This is a genomic window from Anaeromyxobacter soli (genome assembly GCF_022808855.1).
In the GTDB taxonomy this organism is placed as follows: domain Bacteria; phylum Myxococcota; class Myxococcia; order Myxococcales; family Anaeromyxobacteraceae; genus Anaeromyxobacter; species Anaeromyxobacter soli.
The window spans coordinates 1-13,495 of record NZ_JAKZLF010000033.1; the positions used below are offsets into that span (position 1 = coordinate 1).

The 13,495-nt window shown below is 73.8% G+C and carries 16 protein-coding genes; 5 read left to right on the top strand and 11 right to left on the bottom strand.

Going from position 1 to position 13,495, the window contains the following annotated elements; genetic code table 11:
• Positions 1–368 precede the first annotated feature (368 nt).
• Positions 369–734 carry a hypothetical protein gene (locus tag MLV88_RS18940; protein WP_242339876.1) on the top strand — a complete coding sequence of 122 codons (366 nt, stop codon included), beginning with the start codon at positions 369–371 and terminating at the stop codon, positions 732–734.
• Positions 735–861: 127 nt separating this feature from the next.
• Here the strand turns inward: MLV88_RS18940 and MLV88_RS18945 are convergent, their stop codons facing one another.
• From MLV88_RS18945 to MLV88_RS18980, 8 genes are all read right to left on the bottom strand, one after another.
• Entirely contained in the window at positions 862–1,302 is a 441-nt protein-coding gene (locus MLV88_RS18945) for a hypothetical protein (protein WP_243338386.1), read from the bottom strand.
• Positions 1,303–1,336: 34 nt separating this feature from the next.
• On the bottom strand, positions 1,337–1,855 hold the full coding sequence (locus MLV88_RS18950; protein WP_242339878.1) for a polymer-forming cytoskeletal protein: 519 nt from the start codon (positions 1,853–1,855) through the stop codon (positions 1,337–1,339).
• A 128-nt stretch (positions 1,856–1,983) separates the two neighbouring features.
• Positions 1,984–3,246: a type II restriction endonuclease gene (locus MLV88_RS18955; RefSeq protein ID WP_242339879.1), complete on the bottom strand. Its 1,263-nt coding sequence runs from the start codon at positions 3,244–3,246 to the stop codon at positions 1,984–1,986.
• A 74-nt stretch (positions 3,247–3,320) separates the two neighbouring features.
• Positions 3,321–4,421: a winged helix DNA-binding domain-containing protein gene (locus MLV88_RS18960; RefSeq protein ID WP_242339880.1), complete on the bottom strand. Its 1,101-nt coding sequence runs from the start codon at positions 4,419–4,421 to the stop codon at positions 3,321–3,323.
• Positions 4,422–4,478: 57 nt separating this feature from the next.
• Entirely contained in the window at positions 4,479–4,745 is a 267-nt protein-coding gene (locus MLV88_RS18965; protein ID WP_242339881.1) for a hypothetical protein, read from the bottom strand.
• A gap of 111 nt (positions 4,746–4,856) precedes the next feature.
• Positions 4,857–5,756, bottom strand: coding sequence for a glutathione S-transferase (locus MLV88_RS18970; protein WP_242355538.1), 900 nt, complete (start codon positions 5,754–5,756; stop codon positions 4,857–4,859).
• Positions 5,757–5,805: 49 nt separating this feature from the next.
• Positions 5,806–6,300 (bottom strand): asparaginase domain-containing protein, encoded by a 495-nt coding sequence (locus tag MLV88_RS18975; RefSeq protein ID WP_242339883.1) that lies wholly within the window; start codon positions 6,298–6,300, stop codon positions 5,806–5,808.
• Between the two features lie 78 nt (positions 6,301–6,378).
• Positions 6,379–6,828: a hypothetical protein gene (locus tag MLV88_RS18980; protein WP_242339884.1), complete on the bottom strand. Its 450-nt coding sequence runs from the start codon at positions 6,826–6,828 to the stop codon at positions 6,379–6,381.
• Between the two features lie 155 nt (positions 6,829–6,983).
• Here MLV88_RS18980 and MLV88_RS18985 point away from each other — a divergent pair, with 155 nt between their 5' ends.
• On the top strand, positions 6,984–7,442 hold the full coding sequence (locus MLV88_RS18985) for a hypothetical protein (RefSeq protein ID WP_242339885.1): 459 nt from the start codon (positions 6,984–6,986) through the stop codon (positions 7,440–7,442).
• A 29-nt stretch (positions 7,443–7,471) separates the two neighbouring features.
• On the opposite strand, the gene MLV88_RS18990 is transcribed toward MLV88_RS18985, so the two are convergent.
• Together MLV88_RS18990 and MLV88_RS18995 are read right to left on the bottom strand one after the other, a co-directional pair.
• Entirely contained in the window at positions 7,472–7,657 is a 186-nt protein-coding gene (locus tag MLV88_RS18990) for a hypothetical protein (RefSeq protein WP_242339886.1), read from the bottom strand.
• A gap of 170 nt (positions 7,658–7,827) precedes the next feature.
• On the bottom strand, positions 7,828–8,625 hold the full coding sequence (locus MLV88_RS18995) for a hemerythrin domain-containing protein (protein ID WP_242339887.1): 798 nt from the start codon (positions 8,623–8,625) through the stop codon (positions 7,828–7,830).
• Positions 8,626–8,760: 135 nt separating this feature from the next.
• On the opposite strand from MLV88_RS18995, the gene MLV88_RS19000 reads away from it, so the two are divergent.
• Both MLV88_RS19000 and MLV88_RS19005 read left to right on the top strand, forming a co-directional pair.
• Complete coding sequence (locus MLV88_RS19000) at positions 8,761–9,675, top strand: hypothetical protein (protein WP_243338387.1); 915 nt, start codon at positions 8,761–8,763, stop codon at positions 9,673–9,675.
• A gap of 153 nt (positions 9,676–9,828) precedes the next feature.
• On the top strand, positions 9,829–10,560 hold the full coding sequence (locus MLV88_RS19005; protein WP_242341568.1) for a DUF4253 domain-containing protein: 732 nt from the start codon (positions 9,829–9,831) through the stop codon (positions 10,558–10,560).
• Between the two features lie 29 nt (positions 10,561–10,589).
• Here MLV88_RS19005 and MLV88_RS19010 read toward each other — a convergent pair whose 3' ends face one another.
• The gene (locus MLV88_RS19010; protein ID WP_242356866.1) at positions 10,590–12,083 is read right to left on the bottom strand and encodes an AMP-binding protein; all 1,494 of its coding nucleotides are present in this window, start codon (positions 12,081–12,083) and stop codon (positions 10,590–10,592) included.
• Positions 12,084–12,228: 145 nt separating this feature from the next.
• On the opposite strand from MLV88_RS19010, the gene MLV88_RS19015 reads away from it, so the two are divergent.
• Positions 12,229–13,494, top strand: coding sequence for an amino acid ABC transporter substrate-binding protein (locus tag MLV88_RS19015; RefSeq protein WP_242341424.1), 1,266 nt, complete (start codon positions 12,229–12,231; stop codon positions 13,492–13,494).
• Position 13,495 lies beyond the last annotated feature (1 nt).

Consider the following 13,495-nt stretch of genomic DNA (forward strand, 5'->3'; position numbering starts at 1 on the left):
TCTCGACGAACTCCAGCTTCTGGCTCATGGCTCGCTGAACTTTCCAGGGCACGCCACAGTCGAGCAGCCACGACTGTCAGCGATGTCCTGACTCAAAAAGCGTCAGCGATGTCTTGGTACCGCACCCGAGGAGCAGTCATGAGAACGGCGGCAAAGCAGGCATCGTGCCGCCGCCGGGACATGTTGTTGCGAGCCATTCGGAGGAGCGGTCGGCAGGAGAGACCGCGCCGCGGGCGGTCGGTCCGCGGAGCGGTACTCTCGGTCGGGTGCACGCTCCAGGCGCCTCCCAGCCCTTCGGGCGTCGCGGTCGTGGGCGTGCGCCGGGCGGGAGGGAGGCGTATGGGGGCGCGTGAAAGGAGGAGACGCTCATGAAGCTCGCCCTGTGGACGACGACGATCGCGGCGCTCTTCATCGCGGCGGCGCCGAGCCTGGCGGCCGACACCACGATGGCAGGAGAGGGGAAGGGCAAGTACCTCGTGACGGTGAAGCACACGCCGGAGGAGTGCCTCGCGCGGATGGACGAGGTCGCGAAGGACAAGAAGCTGCTCGGCAAGGCGGAGTGGGGCTGCATGTCGGGCGACCACACGATGTACCTCACCACCGAGGCGAAGAGCCCCGAGGACGCGATCAACAAGGTGCCGGAGGCCGAGCGGAAGGACGCGAAGGCGGTGAAGCTGACGAAGCTCAGCGAGGCGCAGATTCGCAAGCTTCACGAGGAGCACGGCGGGAAGTAGCGGCTCGCGAGCGCGGTCGACCTCCCGGCCGCGCTCGCGCCACTCGGCGCCCGATCGTCCTCAGCCGGGCCGTCGTCGGGCGGTCGCTCTGGGGTCGCGGGGGCGCGTCGGCCGGTGAACGTGCCTCTTACTTCAGCAAATCCTTCACGACGTGCGCGCCGAGCGTACGCAGCCCCTCGTCGAGCAGCGCCTTGCCGCGCGGCGTGGCGAGCGTCCCGCGCATCGCCTCGGCGGCGAGGCCGATCTCGAGGTCGAGCCGCACGAGCACCGCCGAGACGGCCGGCGTCGCCGGGGCAGGCTTGGCGCGCGCGCGGCGCGCGAGCACGCCCGCGGAGAGCTTGTCCATGAGCTGGTCCTCGTTCGTCCGCGGGCCCTGGAGCGCGCGGAGCGCCTCCGAGAACCCGCGGTACACGTCGTCCAGCGCCGCCGGCACGGCGAGCGCCTGCGCGAGGCGGTCCTGTGCCTCCTCTTCGTCCACGCTGCGCGCCGCCGCATAGGTCGGCGCGAGCAGCAGGACGAGATCCTTCTGCGTGAGGACGTGCGGCAGGCGGCGCGAGAAGAGCGGCATGCGACGGTCCTATCACGCCGCGCGCGTGCGGCCCCTACTCCTTGCGGATCCGGACGTGGCAGTCCGCGTCGCGCAGCGCGGCCGACACGGCCCCGACGACGCGCTGCGCCAGGCTCTCCCCGTCGATCATGGCTTCCACGGAGTGGCGCTCCCCCTGGAGCGCAGCCCCCTGCGCGACGAGCAGCTTGCCGCCGACGGTGGTCGCGTTCCCCTCGACGCGCGCGCCCTTCTCGAGGCGGACGTTCCCGCCCACGGCGGTGACGTCGCCCGTGACCGCAGCGTCGCTCTCGATGACGACGTCTCCACCGAGCGCGACGGCCTCGTCGACGGTCGCGCCCCTCTTGACGCGTACGCTCCCGCTCAGCGCGACGACGTGCCGGGGGTGCTCGCCGGCGGAGACCACGACGTCGCCGCTCCGGACGATCTCGTCCTTGCCGGTGATCTCCACGTCGCAGCTGCGCTTCGTGTCGGCGGCGATCGCGGCTGCGGGCGCGACGGCGAGCACGAGGGGCATGGTGACAGCGAGGGACGCCACGATCGGAAATACGCGCATGGGGACCTCCGGGGCGAGAAATCGTACGCGGGTCCGACAGCGATATTTCGCCCGCGACGTTCACACCCAGACGAGGGTCGATCCCGGCTCGAGGAGCGTGCTCGCGCGCCTGGACGTTCCACCGCCCTTCAGCCGAGCCGCCTCGCCACTGCCTTCAGGCCGGTCCCGAACCGCGCCATCGCCTCCCGGTTCCGCGCGAGCTCGCCGTAGGGGAGCCAGCGAACGTCGAGCTCGCCGATCCGTCGGAACGCCGGGCGGGAGAGCTGCCGCCGCACGTCGTCCTCGCGATCGTCCGGCGCGACCAGGAAGATCCCGCGGAGGCCTCCCGCCTGCGTCTCGGCGAGATCGAGCATGCGCATCACGCCCGTCTGGATCGTCGTGGTGTGCTCCACCTCGAAGGCAGCCTCGACGCGGCCGGATCCTGGCTCCAGCCAGAGGACGTCGATGAGCGGGATGAACCCCGATCCGGCGCCGCCCGCGAGTGACGGCGGCAGCTCCGCGAGGCATCCATCGCACAGGCGGCCATCCCCCCAGGGCCGGTTTCGATCGTTCGACGCGATCCACACCCCATAGCCGAGCGCGCGCCCCAGGTCGCGCAGCCAGGCCTGGATCTCGGTGTGAGTCCGGTCGCCTGCCGACGCGGCCTCCCGCGTCTTCCGCTCCTTCGCGCTCTCCTCGCGCACCTTCGCGAGATCCGCCTGCCAGGCGGTGAGCGCGGCTGCGTCGTCGGCGCGCGGCGGCGCGCGGTAGCGGCCCGAGCCGACGTCGAACAGGAGGCCTGCCACGGCGCCGAGGTCGTTCGAGAGGAGGTCCCGGTGCTCGGCCACGAGCCGGAGCGCGCCCTCGCGGAGCGCGAGGTAGTCGTCCCACCGCCCGAGCTTCACCTTCGCGCCCGCGAGCGCGTTGTAGCCGTTCACGATGGCGGTGTTGAAGGGCAGCGCGAGCGTGGGGTGCAGGAAGTAGAGGAGGTTCGCCGCGGCGGGGCCCAGCCCCTTGATCCGGCGAGCGGCGAGCCGGCGGACCTCGGCGAGCAGCGCCTCCTCGCCGCCGCAGCACAGGCAGGCACCGAGGAACCGGCCGAAAGCGAGCTGGTTCTCGCGGTCCTCGTAGATGTCGGGAATGCGGAGCTTGGGCTTCCAAAGGAACGCGTGGTCGGCGCCCTTGAAGATCTGGCGCTGCTCGGCGATCGCGCCGACGGCGGTCTCGAGGGACGAGCCCTTGTAGACGTTGCCGAACGCGCCCGCCTCGATCTCCGCGACGACCTTCTCGATGCCGCGGCGAATGGAGCGGAAGTTCTTGAGCCGCTCGTCCCACGTGAACCAGGTGCGGTAGGTGCCGCCGGGATCGTCGCGCCAGCGTGCGACGAGGTCGCGGAGCGGGGAGGTGGTCATTCCGGGAGTCTACTTCTCACGCGCGCCATTGCGATGACGGTCGCCGGAGCGCGCGCCGGCGGTCGAGGTCGCGGTCACCCCCGCCGCCCCCGCGCGCGAGCCGCCTCCTCGTCGTTCACCACGAACCCGACGAGCCGCTCGCCCTCTTCCTCGAGCGCGTCCCGCGTGCGTCTCGGCAGCGGCGCGAACGGCTCGAGCTCGAGCTTCGTGCGCTTGCCGGTGCCCGCGATCCGCCACCTGCCGGCGGCGAACCCGTCCACCAGGAAGGTCGGAGGCACGACCAGGTTCTTCGTGGTGAGCGCCTTCCGGTGCGCCTCGGCCACGACGCGGCGACGGTCGGCGTGGGCGAGCAGCAGGTTGTCCCACTCCGGCAGGAACCGCACGGGCGCGGGCGTGTCCTCCGGCGGACGGGGAGCGCGGGGGAGATCGAGGAGCTCCCGCCCGTCCTCGTCGCGGAAGCTCCGCAGCTTCGGCCGGATCGCCGCGAGCGCGCCGTCGAGCCTCCCGAGGCCCGACCACGCCTGCAGGTCCGCCGCGGTCGCGGGGCCGAACGCGGCGAGGTAGCGGACGGCGAGCGCCTCCGGGGAGCGCTCGTCCGGGATCGCCTCACCGAGCCACGCCTCCGCCACCGCGAAGCGCCCCGAGCCATGGAACGCCCACGCGTCCTCGCTCGGGACCTGCACGAGCGGGAGCTGGGTGCGCACGGCGTAGGCCAGCGCGCGAAGGTCCACCCCCGGGAACCGCGCGCCGAGCAGCGGCCGGAGCTCGTCGAAGGTCCGCGGCTCCTCCTCGAAAAGCGCGCGGGCCGCGGCGATCACCCGCGCGAGGTCCACGTTCACGAGGCGGTCCGCGACGATCCTGGACGCGGCGTCCAGGGCGGGCTGGAGGGGACCGCGGAAGGCGAGGAAGTCCGCGGCGGTGACGAGGTGGAGCGTCGCGCGCATGAGCGGCCCGCGGACCACCGCCCGCGACGCGACGAGCCGCCTCAGCTCCTCGCGGCGGAACCCCTCGACCCGCGACCAGAGGCCGATGAACGGCGGTCGCGCGAGCTGCGCCTGCAGGCCGGCGAGCCGCTCGATGGCGCGGAGCACGGGGACGCGCTGGCGGGCGAGGAGCAGCTGGCGCGCGAGGGTGGCGCGGTTCAGGGCGCGGAGCGAGAGCGGGCGGCCGGGCACGCGAGGAAGATAGCGGCGCGCCCGCGCCGCCGCCGCACCTTCACCGAACGTCGCGCGCTACTTCTTCGCCTTGCCCGCCGGCTTCGCCTCCACGCTGGTCGCCGTCATCCGGTACTCGACCGTCACCTTCTCGCCCTTCTTCACCTCGCCCGTGATCTTCGTGTCGGGCGTGCGGGCGATCTCCCACTTCTCCTTGCCCTTCTGGACGGTGACGCTGTCCTCGGTGACCTCGAGGACCGGACCGGTCACCTGGTAGGTCTTCGTCGCGGCGAGGGCGGGGGTGGCGAGCGAGCCGAGGAGGAGGGCGAGGGCGATCCGCTTCATGGTCAACTCCGGGTTCGGGTGGCCTTCGAGGTGGTGAGTTGGCCGCGAACGTCACTGCGCGGAAAGAGTTCGAATGGGGTCCCTCGCGCGGGTCCGCCCGCCCGGTCCGCCTCACGCCTCCCGCCGTGGCTTCCGACCCTTGCCGCGGACGGTCGCAGCGGCGCGAGACTTCCCGGCGGGCGCGCGGCGCACGATCTTCGAGCGGGCTGCGGCCTTCATCGGGCCCGCCTTCCGGGCGCGCGCGCGGCCGGTCCGGGCCGCGGTTCCGAGATCGAGCTCCGGGTAGTGCCGGAAGATGCCCCACTCGTTGAAAGGGAGGCGGCGGTCGGACGCGAGGTACGCCGCGATGCGCGGTCGCGCGGCGACGGCGTCATGCAGGGCGGCGAGCCGGGGGAAGCTCCGCTCGTGCTGGCGCATCGCGTTCGGGAACGCGTAGCGGAGCCCGGCGATGATCTGGAACGTCGAGAGATCGGCGTAGCTGCAGTCGCTCCCGACGAGCCACCTCCCGCCGCCGGCGGGGTTCGAGTCGAGCGCGCGATCGAGGTACCGCAGGAAGAGCGGGATGCGCTCGCGCACGAACGCCTCCGCGTTGCGCTTCGCCTCGCGCCGCTGGGCCTCGTAGTAGAGGGAGGTCGCGACGGGGTGATGCGTGGAATGGGTCTCGGCGACGAGATCGGCGATCGTGAGCTGGATCTGGTGCGCGCGCAGCCGGCTCGCCTCGTCCTCCGGGACGACGCCGATGCGCGGCGCGAGGTACTGCAGGATCGCGGCGGTCTGCGCGACGAGGACCTCGCCGTGCCGGAGCGCCGGGGGCCCGAGCGGTGTGAGCCACGGCCCGGGCTCCTCGAGCAGCCGCTCGATCGCGGCGGCGCCGCCGCCCTCCGAGTCGGGCATGCGCCCCACGTCGTCGTACGGGACGCCCGCGTCCTCGAACGCGAGCCGGACGAACTCGCCGCGGCCCTGGAGGCCCGGCCAGTAGAGGAGTTCCCATCGCGGTTCGGAAGGAGCCATGGCCCGGACGTTCCCTCGGGCGGCTCCGGGGCGCGAGCGCCCGGGCGGGTCACACCTCCTCGAAGATGCCGCTCTGCCGGTTCTTCCGGACGTGGTCGCCCGGGAAGACGCGGCCGTTCATCGCGACGTAGACGCCGGGCGGCAGCACCTGCGCGAACGAGATCGCGCTGCCGAGGTTGAAGAGCCCGTCCGAGGAGCCGAACGCGTAGGGGACCATCGCGCCGGTCAGGACGATCGTCTTGCCGAGCCCCGCGTCCAGGAGCGCGCGGGCGGTCTCGGCCATGGTGTCCGTCCCGTGCGTGATCACGAGGCGCTGCTCGGCGGCGCTCCGGCAGTTCTCGACGATCGCGCGGCGATCCGCGTCGGTCATGTCGAGGCTGTCGATCATCATGAGCGTCCGCACGCGCGTCTCGACGCGGCAGCGCGCGAGCCGCAGCATCTCGTGGACGTGCGTGTCCTTGAAGTACAGGCGCCCGGTCAGCTCGTCGTACTCCTTGTCGAAGGTGCCGCCGGTCACGAACAGTCGGATGGGCTCGGTCGCCATGCCCGCAGGATATTGCGGAACGCGGACAGGCGCACGGGGGGCCGCCAGCCGCACGAGACGACCAGGCCAGCCGGGGCCTCAGGCGCGGCGGGACCGTCTCTCCCGCTCGGCGCCGGCGTCGAACCACGCGCGCGCCGACGGGCGCAGGAGCGCGACGCCGATCGTCCCGATCGGCAGGACCACCACGAGCGCGAACGCGAGCAGGGGGAGCGCGGCCGTGCGGGCCGAGAGCAGCGCGGCCACGAGCCCGATGAGCATCGCGAACACGCCCAGGCACGCCGCGATCGGCATGGTCCAGCCGACCGCAGTCATGCGGACGTCGGGGCGCTGGAGGAGCGCACCGCGGATGAACGCGACGATCCCGCCCGCGACGAGGAGGCACAGGACCGCGGTCGCGGCGGAGCGCAGCATCGCCTCACCCTGCCCGAGGAGCCGGACGCACCAGACGCCCAGCGCCAGGGCCTCGGCGCCGACGACGCCGGCCGAGGCGATCGCCAGGACGACGCTCTGCGGGGGGCGGCGGAGCACGCGGTGACGCTAGCACATCCCCATGCACCGGCCGTCTCCCCGATCGCCTGGGCCACGGGCGCCGGGCGACCTCCCGGGTCCCACGCGGCGCGTCGTGCTTACGATCTCCAGGCGAGCCGTTCGCGCTCCAGGAGCCGGCTCGGGGAGGAGGAGGGATGGCAACACCGCGCCGGACGACGCCCGGGGCCGCCTTGTTCGGCCTCATCCTGGTCGCCGAGGCGACGACGTTCCTCGTCTTCGCCGCTGCCCACCACGGGCACCCGCTCGCGCTCGGCGCCCTCCGGATCGAGGAGCCGCCCATCCCCCTCGCCACCGTCGTCGAGGGGCTCTGCGGCCTCGTCCTCCTGTGGGCGGGCTACTCGCTGCTCGCGGGCTCGTGGCGCTGCTGGCGCGCCGCCGTGTCCGCGCAGCTCGTCGCGCTCACCGGCGCGCTCGCAGGATTCGGGGCGCTCGCGCTCGGGCTCGCGCCGCGCACCCCCATCAACGACGCGTATCTCCGCGGGATGCTCGTGCTCCTCGCCGCGGGCCTCGCGCTCTCGCTCGCGCAGCTGTGGCGTGCGCGCGCGCGGAGGCGGTCCGCGGCCTTTCTCCGCTGGCGCGGCGCGACCGGCTGAGCCGACCCCGTAGGCGGCGCGCTGCCGCGCTACCGGTCGTGCCCCTTGCCCTTGGAGTGGCAGCGGCCGTCGCTCCAGCGGTGACCGGGCGGGCAGCTCTTCGCGGGCGCAGCCACGGCGCCGCTGCTGGACCGGCGGTAGACCGGGCCGCCGTGGACGATGCAGCCGGTTCCGAGGAGCGCGACGGCCATGACGGAGGCGACGAGGGTCTTCATGCGGGCTCCGGAGCCCTTCCCGGGCGAGGAACGAGGACGCGGCTGCACCGTGAGGCGGGCAGCCGGGCCGGGAACCTCGCACGGGCGGCCGAGGAGCCACAAGGGCGCGCGAGTGCGCCGAGGCGCGGCCGGGTAGGGCGCGGTCGGACCCCGGGCGCGGGCGCGCGACGCTACTGCGCGGCTTCCGGCTGGAGCTCGCGACCGACCTCCTCTACGCCCTCGCCGATCCGCTGCTGAGCGCGCCGGGCCGCGCGCACGCCGCGCCGTATCCGCCGCTCGACCGCCTCGGGCTGCACCTCCGCCCGCGCCTCCTCGAGCCTGCGCGTGAGGCGCCCGCGCGCGCGGCGCACCGCGTCCTCGCCACGGCGGAGCGCCGAGTCCACGAGCTGCCGGCTCATGTCCACCGCCATGTCGACGAGCTGGGCCAGGCCGTCGCGGCTGCGGTCGAGGGCGCCGGCGGCGAGCCCTGCGAACATGGCGCCGGGCGGCTCGTCCGGCGCGAAGGGATGGGGCCGCGTCGGAGCGATCCGCTTCGCGCGCTCGAGCGCGGCGCCGAGCTCTCGCAGCTCCTCCGTCGTGTAGGCGCGCTCCATCGCAGGAAGGAGGTCGCGCTCCTCCTCCTCGACGTGGTGGCGCACGCTCGCGATGAGCACGCGGACCTTGGCGTCGAAGCGAGGGTCGGTCGCCCGCAGGGTGCGGATCTCGGTGAGCGCGAGCTTCGCGACGTGGTGCTCCTCGAGGGCGACGAGGACCGCCGGCTCCTTGGACGCGCCGTCGACCACCTGCCGCACGCGCGGGTAGACGAGCTGCTCCTCTATCGAGGCGTGGATCGAGAGCTCGCGGACGATCCTCGCGGCGAGGTCCTCCCGGTGCGTGGCGCTCCGGGAGCGCTCGAAGGCCTGGAAGAGCTCCTCGACCTCACGGTGATCGTCCTCGAGCACGGCTACGGCGTCGCGTGGCGTGGGCATGGCGCGAATGTCCGCACCTCGCCCGGCGGACGCAACGCGTCATCCGCGTCGCGCATGCCCCCGTGTCACCCGGACGGCGTCCGTAGATCCTTTCGCCCGCTCGTCCGTTCACCTCGCGAGAGAGAGGAGCCGACCATGCACGTCCGTGTACACGTCCTCGCCGCTGCCTTTGCCCTGCTGTGCGCAGTTCCCGGCGCCCGCGCCACCGCCCGTCCGCCGGAGCGGCCCGCGCAGGCCGGGCCCTACTCCATCCAGCTCACCGACGAGGAGGGCAGGGCGCTGCCGACCTTCTCCCACCGCGGGCGCACCTACGTCCTCGGCTCGCTCGGCGGGAGGTACCTCGTGCGTGTGCGGAACGACTCCGGCCGCCGCGTGGAGGTGGTCGTGTCGGTCGACGGCCGCGACGTGATCGACGGACGTCCCGCGACGTGGACGAAGCGGGGGTACCTCGTGGAGGGCTGGTCCGAGGTGGCCATCGACGGGTTCCGGACGAGCCGCGAGTCCGTCGCGGCGTTCCGCTTCTCGAGCGTGCCGCGCTCGTACGCGGCGCTCACCGGCGATGCGCGCGACGTCGGCGTCGTCGGGGTGGCGGTCTTCCCCGAGCGCGAGCTCCGCCCCGTCGCGCCGCTCCGCCGCGCCGAGCCGCTCGAGGACGAGGGCCGCGCCGGCGCTTCCCCGGAGTCGCGCCGGTCCGCGCCGGCCGGCGAGGCGCACGCGGACGCCGCCCCGGCGCCGCAGGCCTCCGCCGGCGCGCGAGCGCTCGCGCCGGAGCCGTCCCCCGGTGCGCGCGCGACGGCGCGGCCGGGGCTCGGCACGGAGTTCGCGGAGGAGCACGCCTCCCACGTGCGCACGGTCCGCTTCGAGCGCGCGAGCGCGAAGCCCGAGGCGGTGCTCGCCCTCCGCTACGACGATCGCGAGGGGCTCGCGGCGCTCGGGATCGACGTGGACGGCCGCTGGGCGGCGCGGCGCGAGGCCTGGCTGCGCGAGACCGCCGAGCCGTTCCGCGAGCGCGGCTACGCCGAGCCGCCTCCCGGCTGGCGCGGGCGATAGCGGGTAGGTCTGGACCGCCCGGCCCGTCCGGGCGGCCCAGCTCCGCTGTGGGGGCCGGTGCGCGGGGGACGCAAAGTCGATCATGCCGATAGGGGCGTGTAGATTGCGGCTCTCTGCCGCACGGCCGTTCGCGTGCGGCAAAAGGGAGCCTCCATGACGCAACCGTCCCGCCGCCTCGATCGTGCTCGCACGAACGTCTTCGCCCGCCGGTTCCTCGCGGCCGCCACGCTCCTCGCGATGGGCCCGCTCGGCGTCCGCGCGGAGCCGTCGACGGCCGCGGCGGTCGCGGCCGCTCCCGAGGCGCCGGCCGCCGAGGCCCAGCCCATCGTGCTCCCCGCCCCGAAGAGCTTCGCGGCCGCCGTGAAGCTCGTCGAGGACGCCGCGGGCGTGAAGGGCGGCCAGATCGACAGCGAGGTCAAGCCGATCCCGCTCTCCGAGGGCCGTGCCTTCGCGGTCGACACCCGCACCGCGGAGCGGCTGCTCGCGGGCAGCCACACGACGTTCCGCAAGGCCGGGGTCTACCTGTTCCGCTACGAGCGCAGCTTCGGCCTCGCTGGCGAGAAGGACCTCGTGGGCCTCCTCGCGACGGCCGACCCGAACGTCGTGATCCGCCGCATCGGCACGGCAGGCCCGAAGCGCGGGGTGACGAGCGAGCAGATCGTGGCGTGGCTCTCCACCCTGGAGCGGGACGAGGCGTTCGAGCTGTACGAGATCGGGGCGGACTACGTCGCCGGGCGGTTCCAGCGGCAGCCGAAGGACCCGGAGAAGATCGCGCGCCGGGCGGCCGAGATCGCGCCCGACCTCGTCGCCGGGCACTCGAACCCGATCGCCGGGCTCGCGGACCTCATCGGCAAGCACCGCACGCTGTACCTGATCTGGGAGTGAGCCGCCGTCGCGCGCCGTAGGCGCCGCGCTCAGCCGAGCGCCGCGAGCTCCTTCTTCAGCACCTTCCCCATGGCGTTCCGCGGCAGGCTCTCGACGAGCCGCACCGCGCGCGGGCGCTTGTGGGGCGAGAGGAGCCGGGCGACGTGCTCGGCGAGCTCCTCCGGGCGCGGGGCCGCGCCCGGGGCGGGGACCACGAACGCCACGATCCGCTCGCCGAGATCCTCGTCGGCGACGCCGATCACGGCCGCCTCCCGCACCGCGGGGTGCTCGAGCAGCGCCGCCTCCACCTCCCCGGCGCCGACCTTGTAGCCGCCGGTCTTGATGAGGTCGGTGGCGCGGCGGCCGACGATGCGCACCTCGCCGCCCGGCCCGATCGACGCGATGTCTCCCGTGTAGAAGAAGCCGTCCGCGTCCATCGCCGCGGCCGTCGCGTCCGGCCGGTTGAGGTAGCCCGCGAACACCGTCGGGCCCTTCACCGCCACCTCGCCGAGGACGTCGGGGCCCGGCTCGAGCGGGCGCCGCGCGTCGTCCACGAGGCGGAGGGTGACCCCGGGCAGCGGCGGCCCGACCGCGCCCGGCGTGCGCGGGCCGTCGTGGCGCGCGGCGGTGAGGATGAGCGTCTCGGTGAGGCCGTAGCGCTCGACGACGCGCTGCCCGAACAGCCGGAACAGGCGGTCGTTCTCGCGGACGGGCAGCGCCGCGGACCCCGAGACGAGGAGCCGCGCGCACCCGAGCCGCCGCGCCTCGTCTGGCCTCGCCTCGCAGTGCTCGGCGAGCCGGTGGTACATCGTGGGCACGGCGAAGAGCATCGTGCCGCCGCCCTCCATCGCCGCGCACACCCCCTCCGGCGTGAAGCGGGGGAGGAGCAGGATCGACGCCCCGACGCGCAGGGACCCGAGCACGCCGAGGACGAGGCCGTGCACGTGGAAGAGCGGCAGCGCGTGCACGAGCGCGTCGCGATCCGTCCACCCCCACGCCGACACGAGCGCGTCGAGGTCGAACGCGGCGTTCCGGTGCGTGATGATCGCGCCCTTCGGCTTGCCGGTGGTGCCCGACGTGTAGAGCACGAGGAGCGGGTCGTCCGGGCGGGGCGCCGGCGGCGAGGCGCCCGGGCCGTCGAGCGTGATCCCCCGGACGTCCGGCGTGCGCGCCCGGAAGGAGGCGGGGTCGGCCGCGAGGACGAGACGCGGCGCGGCGTCGGCGAGCACGTGGCCGAGCTCGCCCTCGCCGAGCGCCGGGTTGAGCGGCACCGTCGCCACCCCGGCGAGCGCGTCGCCGATGACGGCGGCGATCGTCGCGAGCTCGGGCGTCGCCCAGAGCGCGACGCGCTCGCCTGCGCGGACGCCGTCCTGGAGCAGGCGGGCCGCGTGGGCGCGCGCGGCGCGGTCGAGCTCGGCGTAGGAGACGTCGGCGCGACGCGGCGCGGCGCCGGCGCGCGTCACGGCCGCCGGGCCGGCGCTCGCGATGACGCGCAGCGCCACGCGGCCGCCGCGCGCCGCGAGCTCGGGGAGGAGCGGGTGCATGTCCCCGGAGTGTAAGGCCCGTCGCCGCGGGCCCGGGTCTCCGTTGGGGCCCAGGTGGATCTTCGCGTTGCGCCGGGACCATCGTGTCGCGAAGCCGTAATCCATAATTACGGAGACGCAGCTCTCCTTCGCCCTGGAGGCGCTCATGAGCACTCGCAACCCCCGCCGGCCGTACGCCCCGCTGCTCCTCGCGCTGGCCGCGCTCGCCGCGGCCGCCGCCCTCCCCGGCGCCGCGGCCGCCGCCGACAAGGACAAGATCCTGATCGGCGCGACGCTGCCGCTCACCGGCGCGGAGGCCCGCGTCGGCGGGTTCTTCAAGGAGGGCTACGACCTCGCGTTCGAGCAGGTGAGCAAGGCCGGCGGCCTCGAGGTCGGCGGCAAGAAGCTGCCGGTGCAGTTCCTCCTCCTCGACGACACGAGCACGCAGGCGTCGGCGGTGAGCCTCGCCGACCGGCTCGTGAACAGCGACCGGGTCGACTTCCTCCTGGGCACCTACGCGAGCCACCTCGTGGAGGCGCAGAGCACGGTCGCCGAGCAGAACCGCGTGCCGTACGTGAACGGCGGCGGCGGCGCGACCAAGATCTACAAGCGCAAGTTCAAGTACCTCTTCGGCCTCATCTCCCCCGTCGAGCTGCTCGGCGGGACGCTCATGCAGTGGATGGACGAGCAGCAGAAGGCCGGCAAGCTGCCGAAGCCCGCGAAGATCGCGCTCCTGTGGGAGAACACCGCGCACGGCAAGGACTTCCGCAAGGGCGTCTCCGACTTCGCCGGGAAGAGCGGCGGCGCGTACCAGGTCGTGGTCGACGAGTCGTTCGAGCTCAACGCGCGCGACTTCGGGGCGCTCCTCGGGAAGGTGAAGGCCGCGAACGTGGACCTGTTCCTCGTGGACGCCCACCTGCCCGACTACATCACCATGCACCGTCAGTACGTGGCGAACGGGATGTGCCACAAGGTCGTGAGCTACGGCGCGCGCGGCGGCGAGAAGGACGCGGTGAAGGCGCTCGGGCAGGAAAACGTGAACTACGTCCTCTCCGGCGTCTGGTGGAACGCGCAGCTCGGGACGAAGCCCGGCCCCTCGCAGGAGTTCGTGAAGGCGTTCAAGGCGAAGTACGGCGGCCGCGAGCCGGAGTGGTTCCAGGCGCTCGCGTACGAGAGCGCGCGTGCCCTGTTCACCGCCATCCAGCAGGCGGGCAAGGTCGACCGGGAGGCGGTGCGCGCCAAGCTCGCGTCGATGAAGATGCCGTCGCTCCTGCCCGGCGGGACCCTCGAGTTCAAGGCCGAGTTCGGGCAGCAGGCGCAGAACTCGTTCGTGGTGCAGCAGAACCAGCCGGACGGCACCTCGCCCATCATCTTCCCGAAGGACGTGGCGAGCGCCGCCGGCGTCGCCCCGAACCCGCGCTGCGCGAAGTGAT

What these genes read in the sequence shown, in the direction of transcription:
- MLV88_RS19010 (WP_242356866.1), bottom strand. Translation starts at nt 12,083, where the DNA reads ATGCACCCGCTCCTCCCCGAGCTCGCGGCGCGCGGCGGCCGCGTGGCG.
- MLV88_RS18950 (WP_242339878.1), bottom strand. Translation starts at nt 1,855, where the DNA reads ATGCGCGTATTTCCGATCGTGGCGTCCCTCGCTGTCACCATGCCCCTC.
- MLV88_RS18985 (WP_242339885.1), top strand. Translation starts at nt 6,984, where the DNA reads ATGGCAACACCGCGCCGGACGACGCCCGGGGCCGCCTTGTTCGGCCTC.
- MLV88_RS18990 (WP_242339886.1), bottom strand. Translation starts at nt 7,657, where the DNA reads ATGAAGACCCTCGTCGCCTCCGTCATGGCCGTCGCGCTCCTCGGAACC.
- MLV88_RS18965 (WP_242339881.1), bottom strand. Translation starts at nt 4,745, where the DNA reads ATGAAGCGGATCGCCCTCGCCCTCCTCCTCGGCTCGCTCGCCACCCCC.
- MLV88_RS18975 (WP_242339883.1), bottom strand. Translation starts at nt 6,300, where the DNA reads ATGGCGACCGAGCCCATCCGACTGTTCGTGACCGGCGGCACCTTCGAC.
- MLV88_RS18995 (WP_242339887.1), bottom strand. Translation starts at nt 8,625, where the DNA reads ATGCCCACGCCACGCGACGCCGTAGCCGTGCTCGAGGACGATCACCGT.
- MLV88_RS19015 (WP_242341424.1), top strand. Translation starts at nt 12,229, where the DNA reads ATGAGCACTCGCAACCCCCGCCGGCCGTACGCCCCGCTGCTCCTCGCG.
- MLV88_RS19000 (WP_243338387.1), top strand. Translation starts at nt 8,761, where the DNA reads ATGCACGTCCGTGTACACGTCCTCGCCGCTGCCTTTGCCCTGCTGTGC.
- MLV88_RS18945 (WP_243338386.1), bottom strand. Translation starts at nt 1,302, where the DNA reads ATGCCGCTCTTCTCGCGCCGCCTGCCGCACGTCCTCACGCAGAAGGAT.
- MLV88_RS18940 (WP_242339876.1), top strand. Translation starts at nt 369, where the DNA reads ATGAAGCTCGCCCTGTGGACGACGACGATCGCGGCGCTCTTCATCGCG.
- MLV88_RS18970 (WP_242355538.1), bottom strand. Translation starts at nt 5,756, where the DNA reads ATGGCTCCTTCCGAACCGCGATGGGAACTCCTCTACTGGCCGGGCCTC.
- MLV88_RS19005 (WP_242341568.1), top strand. Translation starts at nt 9,829, where the DNA reads ATGACGCAACCGTCCCGCCGCCTCGATCGTGCTCGCACGAACGTCTTC.
- MLV88_RS18955 (WP_242339879.1), bottom strand. Translation starts at nt 3,246, where the DNA reads ATGACCACCTCCCCGCTCCGCGACCTCGTCGCACGCTGGCGCGACGAT.